Raw genomic sequence first — 16861 nt, forward strand, 5'->3', positions numbered from 1 at the left:
TCCATTGTTTTCAATGTTAGCAGTAATTGATGTTGGCATCCTTTTAACCCGACCTAAAAAGTTGAAGTTGGGTATTGTTTCATTTACGATTATGGTTTTGTGCGCCATCTCTGGAGTTTTTGGGCAACACTTGTATCAGCAACCAAAGACTCCAATGAAGAAATCCCATCTTGATAAGATTATCGGGGAATTTCAGGTGGAAGAACCCAAAGAGGAATTAAAAATTGTTTGGGTATATGGTTATGACGAACATCATATTGCCGGTGCCCACGACTATGTTAAGGTAAAGGATCTTATGGTTGATCTTTTATCAAAGTCCCCCAAGACCAAAGTTGAGGAAGCCTTTGGATTTCCTACCGAACGACAACTCCAAAATGCTGATCTAGTAGCAATGTATCTGCATTTGCCGCAGCTGAAAAAAAAGCAATTTAGGGCACTCAAAGCATTTGTTGAAAAAGGAGGTGGCTTGATCTCTTTACATGAAACTGTAATCATGAGGCCGAGAGTTAAAGGAAAAAAACTAGCAGAATGTCTTGGGTTTGCCTGGAAAGAGGGAACCTCTAAATGGGGTGCCATTTTTGACTCCATATCCATTGATAACAAACACCCAATATTTATGGGTTTTCAAAATAAAATGACCATTCCGGATGAATTCTATTGGGATTTATACCAAGAGGATAATGTAAACATACTGGGTACGGTTAGAACTGGACCAGAGGAAGATAGCTCCGGACCCATTCCACCGAGCCAACTTTCTGAAAAGGCATCACCTCTCTTTTGGACCTATGAGATTGGGAAAGGCAAAGTTTTCGGGACAAGCACAGGTCACCATACATTTACGTATTACGATCCCGAATTTCGAATTGTTCTTTTCAGAGCTATGGCATGGGTCGCAAACCAACATCCAAATCGCTTTGTGCCCTTAGTATTTGAGGGCATTACAAATAATGGAATGGTAGGCATTACAGATGATTTAAGAGGATGGGACGGAAAGATTCGGGAGTAATTGAACAGGGAGCCAATTCCCATACCCACATTTAGTATTAAATGGTTTTTCTGCGAACTGAGGCTCGAATTTCTATTCAGCCGTTCCAACTAAAAGTTGGGCTATAGCCAACAATAAATTTATTGCTAATATAGAATGAACATGGATTTTAAAAACAAAGTTGTATTGATAACCGGCACAAGCTCCGGAATTGGAAAAGGAGCCGCCTTGGAATTTGCCCAAAAAGGAGCTAAAGTGGTGCTGGCCTCCAGAAATAAGGAACGGAATTTGGAACTGTTGCGAGAAATAGAATCCTTGGGGACCGAGGCCATCTTCATACCTACCGATATGTCCAAATCCAAGGATATCCAGGACATGGTAACTGAAACAATGAAAACCTTTGGGAGATTGGATATCGCCGTCAACAATGCAGGAGTGGAAGGAACCCCGGGCGTTAAGGCCATGGATTATGAAGAAGACGTATGGGATCAGGTACTGGATGTCAACCTAAAAAGCGTTTGGCTATGCATGAAACATCAGTTAAGGGCCATGTTGTCCAATGGAGGAGGAAACATCATCAACATTTCATCCCTGGCTGGCTTAAAAGGCGGGGGAGCCGGTGTAGCTTACCATGCCAGCAAATTTGGTGTGGTAGGCATAACGCAAGCCGTCGCCCTGGAATATGCAGAAGATAACATTAGGGTAAACGCAATTTGCCCTGCCGTAATAGAAACACCTATGGCGCAAAGAGCATTTGATGAACCCGAAAAAAGAAAAGCTGCCATCGCCATGCATCCTGTTGGTAGGTTTGGTAAGGTACAGGAAGTGGTAAGTGCAATTTTATGGCTGGCCTCGCCTAGTTCCGGCTTTGTTACGGGAACATCAATTCCAGTTGACGGGGGAGCAAGTTTGTAATCAAGATTAAAAGGAATTTTCGCTCCTCATTTTTGGCCGTAATACGCATTGGAACCATGCTTTCTTTGAAAGTGTTTGGCAATCAATGACGCTTTGAGTCTTTCAGCTTGTGGACTAATTTGCAGGGTCAAATAGGCCATTTTGGCAAGCTCCTCCAACACATTGGCATTGTAAACGGCAGAATCGGCATCTTTCCCCCAGATAAATGGTCCATGGCTACCCACCAAGACCATTTCTACCTCCAAAGGATCAAGTGCATTTTCCGAAAACCATTCCACAATCTGAATCCCGGTATTGTGTTCATAATCGCCTTTGATTAACTCATCCCTCATGGGAGGTACACAGGGTATATCCTGCACCAAATGATCCGCATGGGTGGTTCCCAGAATAGGAATGCCCATTTGGGCCTGCGACCAAGCCACGGCATAGGCAGAGTGGGTATGCACAATAGAGCCGATGGTATTCCATTTAGTGTATAAATAAGCATGGGTTTTGGTGTCCGAGGATGGGTTCATATCGCCATCAATGACCTGGTTGTTAAAATCTACAATAACAATATCCTCCGCTTTTAGCTCTGGATAAGGAACACCACTTGGCTTGATCGCAAAGCAACTATTTTCTCTATCCACTACGCTCACATTACCAAAGGTTTGAATGACCAAATCTAATTGTGGTAATTGCAAATTGGCTTCAAAACAACGTTTCTTCAACTGATGATACTTACTCTTCATCTTATTCCTGTGATTCTACAAACGATGCCAGAATCTCATATTCGGCAAACATTTTCTTATAGGTGTTTACTTCTTTTTCCCTGGGCATATAGGTTGTTCTGAAACCTTGTCCCATGGTTTGAATGGCTTTTGGAACTGAATTGTGGATTCCAGCTGCCACGGATGCATACATAGCTGCTCCTAAGGCCGGGGTTTGTTTGGAAGCAGAAATCTTAATCGGCATATTCAATACATTGGCCAAAGTCTGCATTACAAAACTGGATTTCTGGGCCACCCCACCAATTCCAATAACGGAGTCTATAGCTATACCTTCCTCCTCAAATCGGTTGATGATTTTCTTGGATCCAAAACATATGGCTTCCACAAGGGATTTAAAAATATGGGCTGCACTGGTCCCCAGACTTAAATTGACAATGGCTGACTTCAACAATTGGTTGGCATCTGGCGTACGTCTCCCATTAATCCAATCCAAGGCTACAGGCGCGGTATCTTCTGGAGTAAGGGCTGCAGCTTGTTCGGACAGATTTTTGATCATATCATCTTCCAACTTTTTGATCAATTTTTCCTTTTGCGCAACATCAATATCTTCGCTCTGCTGGATGATATCCCGAGTCGGCTCCATCAACACATCCTTAAACCACGCCAGCACATCGCCAAATGCAGATTGTCCGGCTTCTAGACCAATCATCCCAGGAATTACAGAGCCGTTGACTTGTCCACAAATTCCCTTGACAGCCTTACCGCCTATAACATGTTCATCGCATACGGTTATATCGCAAGTAGAGGTACCCATAACGCGGACCAAGGTATTCGCACTTACCTCTGCCCCCACCGCTCCCGCATGGGCATCAAAAGTACCAACGGATACAACGGTAGATGTGGTGAGTCCAAGTTTATTGGCCCATTCTTCACATAAGTTACCCGCTTTCTGATTGGAGGTATAGGTCTGGGCGTACAGGCGATCCCTGACTTGGCCTAAATAGGGGTCCAGGGTAGACAGAAAAGAACTATCAGGTAGACCATCCCAGTTGGCATGCCACATGGCTTTATGACCAGCGGCACATCGGCTATACTTAAAGGAATCTAGCGGAGGGCTCCCAATTAGTATGTAAGTCATCAAATCACAATGCTCCATCCAGGTATATGCTTCGGATTTCACGGCATGATCTGTACGACAAATGTGCAGCATCTTTGCCCAAAACCATTCCGAGGAATAAATACCTCCAACAAATTCCGTATAGTTCGTAGCCCATTGGTTGGCAACTGCATTTATTTCGTTGGCTTCATGGATGGCGGTGTGATCTTTCCATAAAATCATCATGGCATTGGGATTATCCTTAAATCCATCCTTCAGACATAGGGGAGTACCTTGTTTGTCCAATGCCTGGGGTGATGATCCCGTGGTATCAATGCAAATACCTTGGATCGTCTGTGGGTCGACCCCTGCATTCTTTACCACTTCGCGAATAACCCATTCCATTCCTTCCAAATGATCCAAAGTATGTTGTCGATACTGGTTCTTTGAAGAATCGCAATAGTATCCTTCCTTCCATCTGGCATACCAATGCACTTCTGTTCCCAATGTTTGACCATTTTTGGCGTTCACCAAGAGCGAACGAACTGAATCGGTCCCAAAATCCACTCCAATTACATATTGATCAGGCATAGTCTATTTTGTAGTGTTCAAATTTACATAATTTAAATTAGTTTCTAACTTTTAAGAAATAAGTTGAATTAGCATCAAGAACCAAAAGGCATTCCTATTATACCAACCTACCTTGAAACCCAGCTGTACACAAAATTTATATAAGGGCCATAACCCTTTACCCATAGGAGCCTTTCATATTTCGTCATCCATAAACAATGTATTTGCTTGAACATAAGTCACCTAAAAGACTAAACTGAACCAAATCCTAAATCAAATCAACAATCAATGATCAAAATAAAAAGCCCTCCAAACCCGCTCAAACAGGGTGCAAATGGAGAATTTTTGGTATTTTGACAATTAAAAATCACATTTACTTATTTAATGTTAGAAAATAAGTTGTAATTTTAACTACTCTACATTTTTAACTAAAAACTTTAATCAATTAACAAACTCATGAATTTAATCAAGCTTTTACCTAAATCAGGATTCGCAATATGGTGCGCCTTGATTTTTGGTGGTGCCAGTTTATTTGGGCAACAAATAACTGGAACGGTTACGGATACTGGGGGAGTACCGCTCCTCGGAGTAAATGTTGTTGTGACGGGCAGCCAAGTGGGCACTGTCACCGATTTTGATGGAAATTATTCTATTGCAGCCCCTGAGGGTTCGCAAAGTCTAACATTTTCCATGATAGGTTTTGAGACCCAAACGGTCGCAATTGATGGTAGGACCCAAATTGATATGGTGCTGGGTCAAAATATCCGAGCTTTGGATGAAGTCATCATCACAGGGTACAGCTCCCAACAACGAAGGGATGTTACCGCGTCCATAGTTTCGGCAGATGTGGAAAGTCTGCAAAAAAGAGGTGTGACCAATGCCGCACAGGCCCTCCAAGGTACAGCAGCAGGTGTTCATATTATATCCAATAATGGAAATCCAGGTTCCGATGTGAACATTACCATTAGAGGTGTTTCTTCATTTGGAGGGAACAATTCCCCGCTCATTATTGTGGATGGCGTACAAACCGAAAGCGGGATGAACAATATCAATCAAAATGATATTGAATCAGTTCAGATACTTAAAGACGCTTCTGCAGCGGCCATCTACGGGTCCCGAGGAGCCAATGGGGTTATTTTGATCAAAACCAAAACCGGAATACGAGGAAAAACAACGGTCACCTACTCCAACTATTTAGGGACACAAATTCCAAGAAAACCGCTGGATTTAGTTAATTCCAGTGAGTACATCCAAATTTTACAGCGGATGTACGGAACCAATCTGGACAACAACCCGGATGCCCTAATACCACAAGCGGCTATTGACTACCTGGCCAATCCAGCTGGTTTTGGGGATTATGACTGGCAAGATATTATTTACAGCTCGGCACCTATGCAGTTCCATGACCTTTCTATTTCTGGTGGGTCTGAATCTGCCATTTTCAGGGTCTCGGCGAGTTATCTGGACCAAGAAGGTATTACCGTGGGCACCGCTTTTAACAGAGCCAATATTAGGGCCAATGGATTGTTCAATATCAATGACCATATAAGGTTGGGGGCCAATATTGCCTTATACCGCTCCAAACAAGACCCCGAAGCTGATGCCTTTAGTAGATCCATTTACCAACAGGCCATCAAACTCAAGCCTTATTTTGCGCCAACATTTAATGGTTCCGGGGTAGCGAATCCCGCCTTCCCGGACACCAATCCAGATGGGGATATTCAAACGTCATCATTCTATTTTGGTGGAGGTGACAATCCAGAAGCATTGATCAGGAACCCGCTACATTACTTAACCATTTGGGACACTGACATTATAGAAGATGAAGTCTCTGTGAACTTGTACACCGAGATCGATATCATAAAGGGGTTAACCTATAAATTAAGTGGGGCCTATTCGCAGCTCACCAACGAGAACCGTTATTTGTTCGGATTTAAAGGTGTTAATCAGGACGAATACTTTAACGACAATAACGCCATTAACATTTCCACCTCCCGGGACTGGAACTGGAATGTGGACAACACCCTAAGATATTCGGGAACTATCGGGGAGAAACACGATATAGATGTCTTGGCCGGGTTTGTTGCACAAAAATTCTCCTCTACAGCTAGATCTTTTGGAAAAAACAATTTCCTCGCCGATGTAGCCACGGGGATTAACACATTAGGAGCTCCTGGAGGTGCCAACCCATCTGTATCAGGCCAAAGGTTTGTAAGCACCTTGGCGTCCATTGTGGCCCAGGCCTCTTATTCTTTTGATGACAGGTATCTACTGAGTGCGAATTTTAGGAGGGATGGTTCCTCCCGATTCTCAAGCGATGTGCGCTGGGGAAATTTTGCTGGGGGATCCCTCGGATGGAAAATTTCCAATGAAGAATTCTGGGACAAAGCCGGATTGTCCGACATCAATTTCCTTAAGCTTAGAGCGGGTTACGGTATTCTTGGAAGACAAAATGTCCCTGAGTTCGCATTCCTTCCCACCTTGCAATTTGAGCCAGTGGTATTCGGGGCAGGTGTTGCCAATGGGTTGATTACCGGAACGGCCATTAATCCAAATGTAACCTGGGAAAAACTGGAATCGACCAACATTGGGATGGATTTTGAACTTTTCAATTCCTGGAGCGGTTCATTTGAATACTACAACAATATTACCACGGATATGATCATTGCCGCACCCATTGCACCATCAGCAGGGGGCGGTACCATCAACCAAAACAATGGAAAAATCACTAATAACGGGATTGAACTTTCCTTGAATTATGAAGGAAGTGCAGGAGATGATTTTACCTATAATGTCGGGTTTAATGTGGGGACGCAAAACCCAAAGCTTGACAACATTGGCACTGACTTGATCATTTATGGGGATGCCGGTCCTGAATGGGATGTGCCTCATGTGATGGAGGTCCACCAAGGTGGAGGTCTTTCTGAATTTTGGGTAATCAAAACCGATGGGATTTTCAGAACCGCTGACGAAGTAAGCGCACACAGAAGCTCAAATGGCACCATCATCCAACCCGATGCACAACCTGGGGATATCCGCTTTGTGGATGCAAACGACGATGGAGCAATTACCTCCGAAGGTGATCGACAATTGGCCGGTAGTGGTGTACCCAACGTCAATGCAGGATTCAACTTCTCTGCTAAGTACAAAAACTTCGATTTCAACTTGATATTGACGGGTGCTTTTGGACATCAGATCTACAACTCGCACCTGTACTTGGTATCCAAAACCGATGAGTTTGGTAACTATGGCCGTCACTTGTTAAATGCATTTGACCCAGTGGACAATCCAAATTCCAACATTCCAAGACTCAATCCCAATGACATCGATGAAAATTGGAACTCCAGACCACAATCGGACCGATTTATTGAAAATGGGGATTATGTGAAACTAAGAAACTTTGAAATAGGCTACACTTTGCCCAAGGCACTGGCCAATAAACTTTATATGGGCAATGCCAGAATCTTTGTTCGGGGTCAGAATCTTTGGACCATCACTGGTTTTGGAGGCTTAGATCCAGAAGTTGGGTCATCTCCCATTTTGGCAGGATTTACACCTTTTACCGCCGGTTTAGACCGAGATACAGCACCCCAAGCTGCATCTATCCAAGCCGGAGTGAGCATTACTTTTTAAAAGAAATAAATATAAAAGCATAAAATAATGAAAAGCAATAGTAACAGGATAGCGATTTTGGTTTTGCTTGCTCTTTTGGCCATATCATGCGAGAAGGATTTTTTGGAGGTAAAAAACCCAAATGAAATCACTGCGGACGTTTTCTTTGAAGATGCCACCCAGGTAGAGCAGGCCGTAAACACATTGTACAATAGTATCGCTGGCGCCTTGAGGGGTGATGGAGATCAGTCCATCTTTACCCAGAATGCCAGGGGAGGTGGATCGGTGGTCACTGCCGGAGCCTTTCAAACGCAGGTGAACTACTTTAATTTTGGTAGTTCTCCGCAGGATAATGACAGCGATAGTTTTTGGAATGGGGCCTATACCACAATTTTTAGGGCCAATACCATTTTGGAAAACATTGAAGGGGCCGATTTTGGCGGTGACGAAGCAACGAAACAGCGTTTGTTGGCAGAAACGTACTTTTTTAGGGGGGTGAGTTACTTTCAATTGGCCCATTTGTACGGGGCGGTTCCCATCGTTTTGAACACACCGGTAACTGACGATGACTTTAACCCTTCCGTTGCTGCTTCCTTTGGAGAAGTTTGGGATCAGGCCATCGCCGATTTGCAATTGGCCAAGGCTGGACTTCCTACTGCAGACAGTGCACCTGAAGGTCGAGTCACATGGGGCAGTGCAACCGGATTTTTAGGTAAGACCTACCTATATCGTGCTGGCTACTTGAATGAAGCTGCCAGCTATGCCCTGGCAGCCGCAGAATTCCAACAGATCATTGATTCCGGAGCATATGGGCTTGTTGCCAATTTCAGGGATAATTTTACCTCTGAGAATGAAAACAATTCCGAATCCCTATATGAATTCCAGTACTTTTTCTCCAACCAGGAAACAGCCACCCAGTCCAGACCTTTTAATAGTGTTCCTGGAATTGGTTTTGAGATTTTTCTTAGACCCTCTCCATGGTTGATGAACGAGATGTCTCTGGAAAGAACGGTGGCCGATGAGTTTGATCCTAGATATTTGGAGGCGGTCTATTTTAATGAAGGACTCCCCTTGTTTGGCGTTCCTTATAATGAATTGGGAGAAGGCCTAAGCTGTGATGGTGGTGGTGCCCCCGATGGTTCAAGCGATACGGAAGGAGGCTGGTGGAGAAAGTACCTCAACGTACATTTAGCCTGTCCACCAGAATTGGAGGGTTCTTCGGATCCAGATAACAATGAGCGTATTTTAAGATATGCAGATATTTTGCTGATGCACGCTGAAGCCTTGGTCGCGTCCGGCGGGGATTTAACCGCTGCATTGGAATCGGTAAACGTGGTACGCCGCAGAGCCAACTTATCTGACTATGCCGATACCGCCACATTACTTGACGAAATCAAACACCAAAGAGCTATAGAGTTTGCTTATGAAAACTTGCGGTACTTCGACCTTATTCGTTGGGGCGAGTTGGAATCTTTTGTAGCCGCCAACGGAACCGCTACCCAGCAGGCCAATGTAAGCGCAAAGCATAAATATTTTCCGATACCTGTTGACGAGGTGACGAACAACTCCAATTTAGAACAAAGTGAGCCATGGAGATAATTGGATATTCAGTCCTTGAACCAAGGATTGAATGAGGCAAGTTTTATTAATAACTAGTGCGAATTAGTCCAGCGGGCAGACCATTAGGTTTGTCCGCTTTTTTATTTTAGGTATATAAGCCCTGGCCAACATAAGATTTGTTAGGATTTCCATTACAGATTATGGAAAAATCACACTGGAAATATCCGTGTATTGTAATTAAAAGTTAATATTATTCAATACTTTCTTACTGTATATAACTAAGTTGTATATTTGTTGTCAATAACCAAAACAATAGACCTATGTCCAGAAATACTATTTGGGTGGTTCTTTTAGCGGTTGCAAGTGTGTTCTCCTGCAAAGATGACAGCACACCTGAACCGAGCAATGAATTATTTGCCTATCACACCAGCCTGAGAAATTCAGACAAAGCCCATCAACGTTATGAAGACCTCATTGTAAAACTCGATGCAGGTCAGTTGGAGTTTAGATTGGAAAATACGTATGCCCCAGTTTGGACAGTAGGAGATTACAATTATCCCATACAAGATTTATTTCCCAATCGTGAAGTGGATCAAAATTCCAGATACTCCTATGTCCGGTTAATGGAACAAAGTGATGACAAGATTGTGGTGCATTATACACACCGTCCCAAACTTTCCGGGCTTTTTGCCAGTATAGATGAAAATCCATTGTATACCGGAGGTATTACCAATGTTATCCATGAAATTTTCATTATCGAAAAAGATTACAGTATTACCCGATACCTTAAAAACGCGGAAGGCACCCGATACGAGGATTGGGTACATCCAGAATTCGGGTCCATTCAAAAAATCCAGTTGGAGCAAAGTGGCATTACCCATGGTGAACTGCAACATGGAAAATCGGCGCCCATTTACCCCAGGGCACCTTTTGATGGAAATGCCGTGTTGGAAATCGCCGCTCCTACCCCCCTTTTGAGCTGGACCTTTAACGATGGGATGCAACCACATGAAGATTTTGTTGTGGAAGCAGTTACCGAAACCAACTGTCCAATTAAAGGCCTTTCCACTCACTACGAAAAAGGGATTTCCGGTACCGCATTGGCCTTTGACGGCTATTACACCTCCGTTTCCTTGGCTGAAGAAAAAGTTCCTGAGATGGATAAAACTTTTTCAATAAGTAGCTGGATCGCACCGGATGCCTACCCCTATAACAAGGCACCCATCATCCATCAATCCAAAGGCTGGGGAAAAGAAGGATTCTACCTTGGTCTGGATCCTTATGGACACATTATTTTCTCCGCCAATGGGGAAGAAACCAAATCCAAATCCAAAGTGGATTTTGGAAAATGGTCATTTATAGGTGTTTCTGTTAACAACGCTACCGTTGAATTGTCCATAAATGGAAAAGTTGAAGTCTCCAAAACCTTGAAAACTCCCATTGATTTTATTGATGCTCCCATTCAAATAGGAATGAACAATGAATTGGACCGAGGTTCGGACTTTGTCCGAACCAATGCTGAAAACATTGATTACTTCATTGGATTTCAGGGGTTAATTGACGAGCTAGCCATTTTTGATTCCGCATTGGACGCAGATACCTTTACCCATTTATTCGACAAAACCAAACCCGAAGACTTTACTTCCAGCTTAGCTTTGAGTGTTTTACCCGGAGAGAGTGAAACGGGAAAATTTGGTGCATACTATACCGATTTGACCCTTAACAATGCGCTTTGGGACAACCTCTGGAGAAACGTAGAAAATCCGGATATCGTGGTGGAGTTTGACGATGTAAAAGGGTCCGTTAAGTTTTGGCGGGGGACCAACTACGCCTCCAACTGGATCAGTGACAACAATATTTGGATGGCGGATCAAAGCACCGAGACCTGGGGACCTCATGGATGTTCAGAACACATGGCCGACAAACAGAATCGACAGAGTTATGCGCGAATTATTGAGAACAATCCGGCACGAGCCATTATCCATTGGAAATATCCCTGCGTTGACGTGGGCTATATCAACAACAATGATGAGACCAACTGGTCTGATGAGTATTATTATATCTACCCTGATGGTACCGCCGTTCGAAAGGTAAACTTTAATGGTAGGGGATTACCTGAAACGGACGATGAAGATACCTTTGCCGTGGACGAAGATGAGGAAGAGGGAGAAGAGGAAGAAGAACTTTCGGAGTTTTCACTTGCCACTATGGCTTGGGGAGAAACCATGGCGGAATATCGGGACACCTATTACCACCCAGAAAACGACACTTGGACAGAAGAAAACATAGGCGCCGCGGGACCCGGATTTCAAGATGTTCAGATCCTTCTTTCACCAGGAGTCAAAGCACTTGATTTGGTAGGTTTAAATGCTATGGATGTGGCCAACCTTAAGGGTGATGTACAAAAACTACAATGGGAATTGCCCAACAAAACCCCATTTGTCCAAATTCATGATGCATCCATAGAACTTGTCAAGACCAAATCTGAATACAAAACATTTGAGGTTTTCCAAGGTGGATATATTACCCCATGGGGACTTGCAGAGAATTCAGACTATACCGATGACCCATTTGCCGGTCCTTGGAATCATTGGCCGGTTAATTTGTTGCCCTCTGATGGCAGGTATGCCATCGGCAATGACCGTATCGGGCATTTTGCACTTGGAGCCAATGATTTTATTCCTTCGGTTGGGGCCATGGTATTGCATGGGATGACCAACCAAAGTATTGAGTCTCTAATTCCTTTGGCTCGATCCTGGAAACTACCTCCTCCAGTTACGCAAGTGCAAGGAGCTACATCCGTAGCGTATTCCAAGGAACAAAAGGCATTTTTGATAGATTCCTCAGCAAATGAAATTAGTTTTACCATCAATGCCTCCGAAGAACAACCCATTGTGAATCCTGCATTTGTATTATCCAATTGGAACGGTGATGCAAAGTTTTCAATTAATGGACAGCCTGTTTCCAAAGATATCAGAACAGGGATTGAAAGAGATGCCAATGGCAAAAAAAGGCTGGTGATTTGGTTGAAATATACAACAAGTACCGCAGTTAACGTAAGCATAACAGCCCTGTAGAACCAAACAGCATTGGAAAATGCCATAACCCGATGACAGAAAGGCAAAAATTATACATACTGTTTTTCTTGACCATAATTTTTGGATGTGCTACTTCCAAAAGTCAGGTGACCATTCAGGATGTGAACCAAGCCCATCAGTTGACACCAAATCAAATATGGTTATCCCACGAACATATCTTGGTTGATTTTATAGGAGCGAAAAAAATTCAACAAGCCAATTGGGACCATGATGCAATAATGGCGGCTGTGCTACCATATCTTGAAGTACTTAAAGACCATCATGTAACATATTTTGTAGATGCCACACCCAATTACTTGGGAAGAGATGTAGTTCTTCTCGAAAAAATTGCAACCAAAACCGGCTTAAGAATTCTTACCAATACAGGCCTATATGGCGCACAAAAAGATAAATTTCTCCCAGATTACGTCAAAGAAAGTTCGGCTGAAGACCTTGCTAAAAAGTGGACCAAGGAATTTACTCATGGTATTGACAGAACTTCGATAAAACCAGGTTTTATAAAAATTAGCATTGATAATTCGAAAACCCTAAGCACTTCACATCAAAAATTAGTTGAGGCCGCAGCGCTTACCCATTTAAAAACAGGATTAACCATAGCTTCCCATACGGGAAAAGCAAAAGGATTATGGCCACAATTAAAGATTCTAAAGGAAAAGGGCGTCTCTCCAGAGGCCTTTATTTGGGTACATTCTCAAGAGGAAAACAACAACGACAGCTATCTCAAAGCAGCAAAAATGGGATGCTGGATAAGTCTGGATGGCTTAGGCTGGGAACTGGAAAATCATGTTGAGAAAATTCTATTCGCCAAATCAAACGGTATTCTGGACAGGATTTTAATTTCCCATGACGCTGGCTGGTACGATCCACAAAAAGAAGAACAATCCATTCAACCCTATACGGCCATATTTGAAAAGCTCTACCCAACACTTAAATCGCGGGGCTTCACGGATGAAGAGTTTAACGTATTGATGTCTGTCAATCCCTCAAAAGCATTTGGAATAGAAATCAGAAATCACCCATTTGATTAACCAAATGGATTAATAAAAAGCCAAAACTTCCCGTCTTGGCCGGCTAATGTTCATGGCCTCTACAAAGTTTTTTAATTTGGGTTTAGCTGCTACAGAATTCCACCTAATACGGATCAATATACTCCTTGTATAAAGTTGTGAACTTCATTCCTATAAAAATGCTTCAATGAATCCATCAATTCTACGGATAAAGGATCTAAACCACTCACTCTGGCATTGGCCGCTGCCTGCTCTGGGGAACTGGAACCAGGAATTACCGTGGAAACTGCTTCATGCTCCAAGATCCAACGCAAAGCCAGGTGCGCCATGGTCATTTCTGCGGGACAAAACGCCTTGATTTTATTGGCAAGTTCAACGCCCTTTTCAAAAGGAAGTCCCGCAAAAGTTTCACCGGCATTGAAAAATTTTCCACCCTGGTTGAAGTTTCTATGATCGGTTTCAGCGAACCGGGTGTCTTTTTTGAACTTTCCGGTCAAAAGCCCACTGGCCAAAGGCAACCTTACAATAATTCCAACTCCTTTAGATTGGGCTTTGGGCAATAGTTCTGATGTGATTTTTTGTCTGAAAATATTATAAATCACCTGGAGGGCAAGCAAGCCCTCCTGCTCAAGGCAAATCATGGCCTCCTCAACACTTTCAACACTGGCCCCAAAATGGGCAATCTTACCTTCTTTACGCAATGCGCGCAACCAGTCAAAAACCTCTCCATCCTCGAGAATTGCCTTGGGGACACAATGAAGCTGCAGTAAATCCAGGGTCTTCATCCCAAGACGATCTGCAGAACCTTCCACGGATTCACGAAGAATTTTTTCATTGAAATTATTCCCTACGCGAACAGATTTTCCAAATTTGGTGGCCACTTTGATATTAGCATTCGAAGTCCTCAGGAATTTGCCAATTAACAATTCACTTTGGCCCTCCCCATATTCATCAGCTGTATCAAAAAAGCGAATGCCGTTATCAACCGCAGCCTGAAGAATTTCCATGGCCGCGTCATCATCCATTTGAGTCCCCCAATTTTTGCCTCCAAGTTGCCAGCACCCTAGACCAATTTCGGTAACGTCAAATCCGTTCTTCCCTAATTTTCTTGTGTTCATTATAAACTATATATGGTTTTGTTCTCTATTGAAGCTCTTTTTTACTTAGACAGCACCAATTTTGTCTTCTTGTCAAGAGCTAAATCAAACCATAGGATAAGGTCTCTGGAATCCAGCGTATTTCGTACGGCATACCTGAACTTTTCTGATGGCAGTACTTCTTCCTCCAAGCTTATACGAGGTGTGACATCTCCCCAATTATGAATAATAAAAACCGGATTTACAAGCGGGGATTCCTTGTCCGCAGCAATTTCCATTTGTAATGTCTCTGTTGTTTGGGAATTACGGGTCATATGATAAGCTCGATCATTTCTGTTAAAGCCATCATAGCTAAAGGAATCATCCGATAGAGCAATTTCTGGAGTATTCAACCAAAATTTTGCGAATTGAACCAAATCTTCCATAGGGCCATCACTGAGTCCAAGAACAAAACGCCCTTCAAAGTCCCCTTCCTCATATTCTTTTTGTATTCCAGCCTTGGGCGATGTTATAGCCGAACTGGTCACCCTGTCATTTGCCAGCACAAATCTACCATCACTTGGAATTTGACTTACGGGCCAATGGTTTCTCCAGTGGAATTTGGAAAGGCGATAGTCAATTTCCTTACGCCCCCCACCATACGGACCAATACCTCCGGGTTCCTCATAAATAAAAAAGGGCTTTGTGTTCGACTTAACATTGATAATAGAAAGAACCTCATCATCTACCGAATTCTTGAATCTTCCTCCTTGTAATTGATCGGAAGGCCAGGTCTCAAAGGAATGACTACTGGTTTCCCCGTTGACATTGGCCAAGGTTACGGCAACCATATCAATATTGTCCTCTGGTCGTTCGCCCGGATTTGACAGTAAGGCTGGTTCCGTTATGCTGTAGCCATCGTCCATACCGTGAATACGATAATGCCTTATGGCGTATCCATCCGGATAAATGTAGTAGTACTCATCGGCCCAATCTCCCCAGTTGGTCACTGGATCTGTATTGGCAATGGTATAGTTAATATCCGCAAGGGCATAGCGCCAGTGAACCACCACACGTGCCATGTTGTTTTCAATTACCCGTACATGGCTGTATCGATTCTGCTTGTCGGACATATGTTCCATACAACCAAATTCACCAAAGGTTTCTGCACTCTGATCGGCAATCCATTTCCCATTTTCAGTAACTAGGTTCATATTGTAATTGGTCCCTTTCCAAAACACCATGGAATGCTTTTTTTTGTCAAAAGTCACTACTATGTCCGGGTACTGGTCATCCCTCCAGAGACGATCCCAATCTTCATCGTACTTTAGTTTGGTATAGAAAGCTCCAAATGCTGCTTCATCCAACTGTATCTCCGGGAGCCTTCTCCATGTTAACTGAGGAGCCTCCGAAGGTTTGATTTTTTGGTAATTCCCGTTCAGTTCATCTCCCGTCAAAACCTTGTTCCAAATTTTCAGCTCATCAATGATACCATCAAAAGAGAATTTTGCCGGAACGTTAACAAAGCCTGCCCTATTAAGTGAAGAGGGTGGCGAAGGTTGGTGGTTTCTTGCAATTTGCATAGGAAATTCTCGGTCGTATAGCAAATCTCCCTGTACTTTTAGGTACCCGGAGAGCTCCCCATTGATATACACTTTCATACCTTCCTCTGGATCAAATGTGGCAGCGATATGGGACCATTCCATAAAAGGGATGGTTGCTGTGCTGATGCATTCCCGCCATTGACGAGCTACCGCAGCATGCAGCCCAACACGGCCCTCGCCATCAATCCCAAAGAAAATACCTCTTTGCTTTTTATATTCCTGATTATAAATAGCGGACCAATTCCACGGATAGGCCTGGGGTGCGACCCATGCCTCTATGGTAAAGGGCCCTGATATGACAGGCGCCTCTTCCTCATCCCGAACAATGGATGTGGTAAATCCGTCACATTTAATGGCTTTACCCACCACCCCGGCAACCGATTTGTAATGGCCGTCAATTTGATCCACATAACCCGAAACCATGTCCTTGGTCCCTGGGGTATCCAAATCATCAAATGCCCAATAGGCAATGCCTTCATTTTGGATATTTTGTGCCACAACTGATAAACAATTGGACAGCACAAGAATGGCAACAAATAACAGTGTACGTACTTTCATAAAACTTAGTTTAACTGGGTTTAAAAGATTGTATACTTTGGATGGCAACAATTTGCTTGATTCCATAATG

10 protein-coding genes are annotated in these 16861 nt (G+C 43.3%); 6 read left to right on the plus strand and 4 right to left on the minus strand.

The window, feature by feature from the left end; translation table 11 throughout:
- The first annotated feature begins 13 nt into the window (after positions 1 to 13).
- Together FGG15_RS10330 and FGG15_RS10335 are read left to right on the plus strand one after the other, a co-directional pair.
- Entirely contained in the window at positions 14 to 1006 is a 993-nt protein-coding gene (locus FGG15_RS10330) for a ThuA domain-containing protein (protein WP_237561800.1), read from the plus strand.
- Positions 1007 to 1147: 141 nt separating this feature from the next.
- Positions 1148 to 1900, plus strand: a complete 753-nt coding sequence (locus FGG15_RS10335) for an SDR family NAD(P)-dependent oxidoreductase (protein ID WP_202619547.1) — start codon at positions 1148 to 1150, stop codon at positions 1898 to 1900.
- Between the two features lie 26 nt (positions 1901 to 1926).
- Here FGG15_RS10335 and FGG15_RS10340 read toward each other — a convergent pair whose 3' ends face one another.
- Both FGG15_RS10340 and FGG15_RS10345 read right to left on the minus strand, forming a co-directional pair.
- Positions 1927 to 2631, minus strand: a complete 705-nt coding sequence (locus FGG15_RS10340; protein ID WP_138835939.1) for an L-ribulose-5-phosphate 4-epimerase — start codon at positions 2629 to 2631, stop codon at positions 1927 to 1929.
- Position 2632: 1 nt separating this feature from the next.
- Complete coding sequence (locus tag FGG15_RS10345) at positions 2633 to 4297, minus strand: ribulokinase (protein WP_138835941.1); 1665 nt, start codon at positions 4295 to 4297, stop codon at positions 2633 to 2635.
- A 435-nt stretch (positions 4298 to 4732) separates the two neighbouring features.
- Between FGG15_RS10345 and FGG15_RS10350 the strand changes: the two genes are divergently transcribed.
- From FGG15_RS10350 to FGG15_RS10365, 4 genes are all read left to right on the plus strand, one after another.
- On the plus strand, positions 4733 to 7909 hold the full coding sequence (locus FGG15_RS10350; protein ID WP_138835943.1) for a SusC/RagA family TonB-linked outer membrane protein: 3177 nt from the start codon (positions 4733 to 4735) through the stop codon (positions 7907 to 7909).
- A gap of 27 nt (positions 7910 to 7936) precedes the next feature.
- Positions 7937 to 9487 (plus strand): RagB/SusD family nutrient uptake outer membrane protein, encoded by a 1551-nt coding sequence (locus tag FGG15_RS10355; protein ID WP_138835945.1) that lies wholly within the window; start codon positions 7937 to 7939, stop codon positions 9485 to 9487.
- A gap of 281 nt (positions 9488 to 9768) precedes the next feature.
- A complete protein-coding gene (locus FGG15_RS10360) occupies positions 9769 to 12525 on the plus strand; it encodes a LamG domain-containing protein (protein ID WP_138835947.1) in 2757 nt (918 codons plus the stop codon).
- Between the two features lie 68 nt (positions 12526 to 12593).
- Positions 12594 to 13574, plus strand: a complete 981-nt coding sequence (locus tag FGG15_RS10365) for a phosphotriesterase family protein (protein WP_237561801.1) — start codon at positions 12594 to 12596, stop codon at positions 13572 to 13574.
- Between the two features lie 113 nt (positions 13575 to 13687).
- Here FGG15_RS10365 and FGG15_RS10370 read toward each other — a convergent pair whose 3' ends face one another.
- Positions 13688 to 14671, minus strand: a complete 984-nt coding sequence (locus FGG15_RS10370) for an aldo/keto reductase (protein ID WP_138835951.1) — start codon at positions 14669 to 14671, stop codon at positions 13688 to 13690.
- A 41-nt stretch (positions 14672 to 14712) separates the two neighbouring features.
- Positions 14713 to 16791, minus strand: a complete 2079-nt coding sequence (locus tag FGG15_RS10375) for a LamG domain-containing protein (protein ID WP_161991952.1) — start codon at positions 16789 to 16791, stop codon at positions 14713 to 14715.
- Positions 16792 to 16861: the final 70 nt, after the last annotated feature.

This window comes from Flagellimonas algicola, assembly GCF_005937185.1.
Classification (GTDB): Bacteria; Bacteroidota; Bacteroidia; order Flavobacteriales; family Flavobacteriaceae; genus Flagellimonas; species Flagellimonas algicola.

Bases quoted from the DNA above. Each gene is read 5' to 3' on its own strand.
- FGG15_RS10330 (WP_237561800.1), top strand. From the start codon at position 14: ATGTTAGCAGTAATTGATGTTGGCATCCTTTTAACCCGACCTAAAAAG.
- FGG15_RS10335 (WP_202619547.1), top strand. From the start codon at position 1,148: ATGGATTTTAAAAACAAAGTTGTATTGATAACCGGCACAAGCTCCGGA.
- FGG15_RS10340 (WP_138835939.1), bottom strand. From the start codon at position 2,631: ATGAAGAGTAAGTATCATCAGTTGAAGAAACGTTGTTTTGAAGCCAAT.
- FGG15_RS10345 (WP_138835941.1), bottom strand. From the start codon at position 4,297: ATGCCTGATCAATATGTAATTGGAGTGGATTTTGGGACCGATTCAGTT.
- FGG15_RS10350 (WP_138835943.1), top strand. From the start codon at position 4,733: ATGAATTTAATCAAGCTTTTACCTAAATCAGGATTCGCAATATGGTGC.
- FGG15_RS10355 (WP_138835945.1), top strand. From the start codon at position 7,937: ATGAAAAGCAATAGTAACAGGATAGCGATTTTGGTTTTGCTTGCTCTT.
- FGG15_RS10360 (WP_138835947.1), top strand. From the start codon at position 9,769: ATGTCCAGAAATACTATTTGGGTGGTTCTTTTAGCGGTTGCAAGTGTG.
- FGG15_RS10370 (WP_138835951.1), bottom strand. From the start codon at position 14,671: ATGAACACAAGAAAATTAGGGAAGAACGGATTTGACGTTACCGAAATT.
- FGG15_RS10375 (WP_161991952.1), bottom strand. From the start codon at position 16,791: ATGAAAGTACGTACACTGTTATTTGTTGCCATTCTTGTGCTGTCCAAT.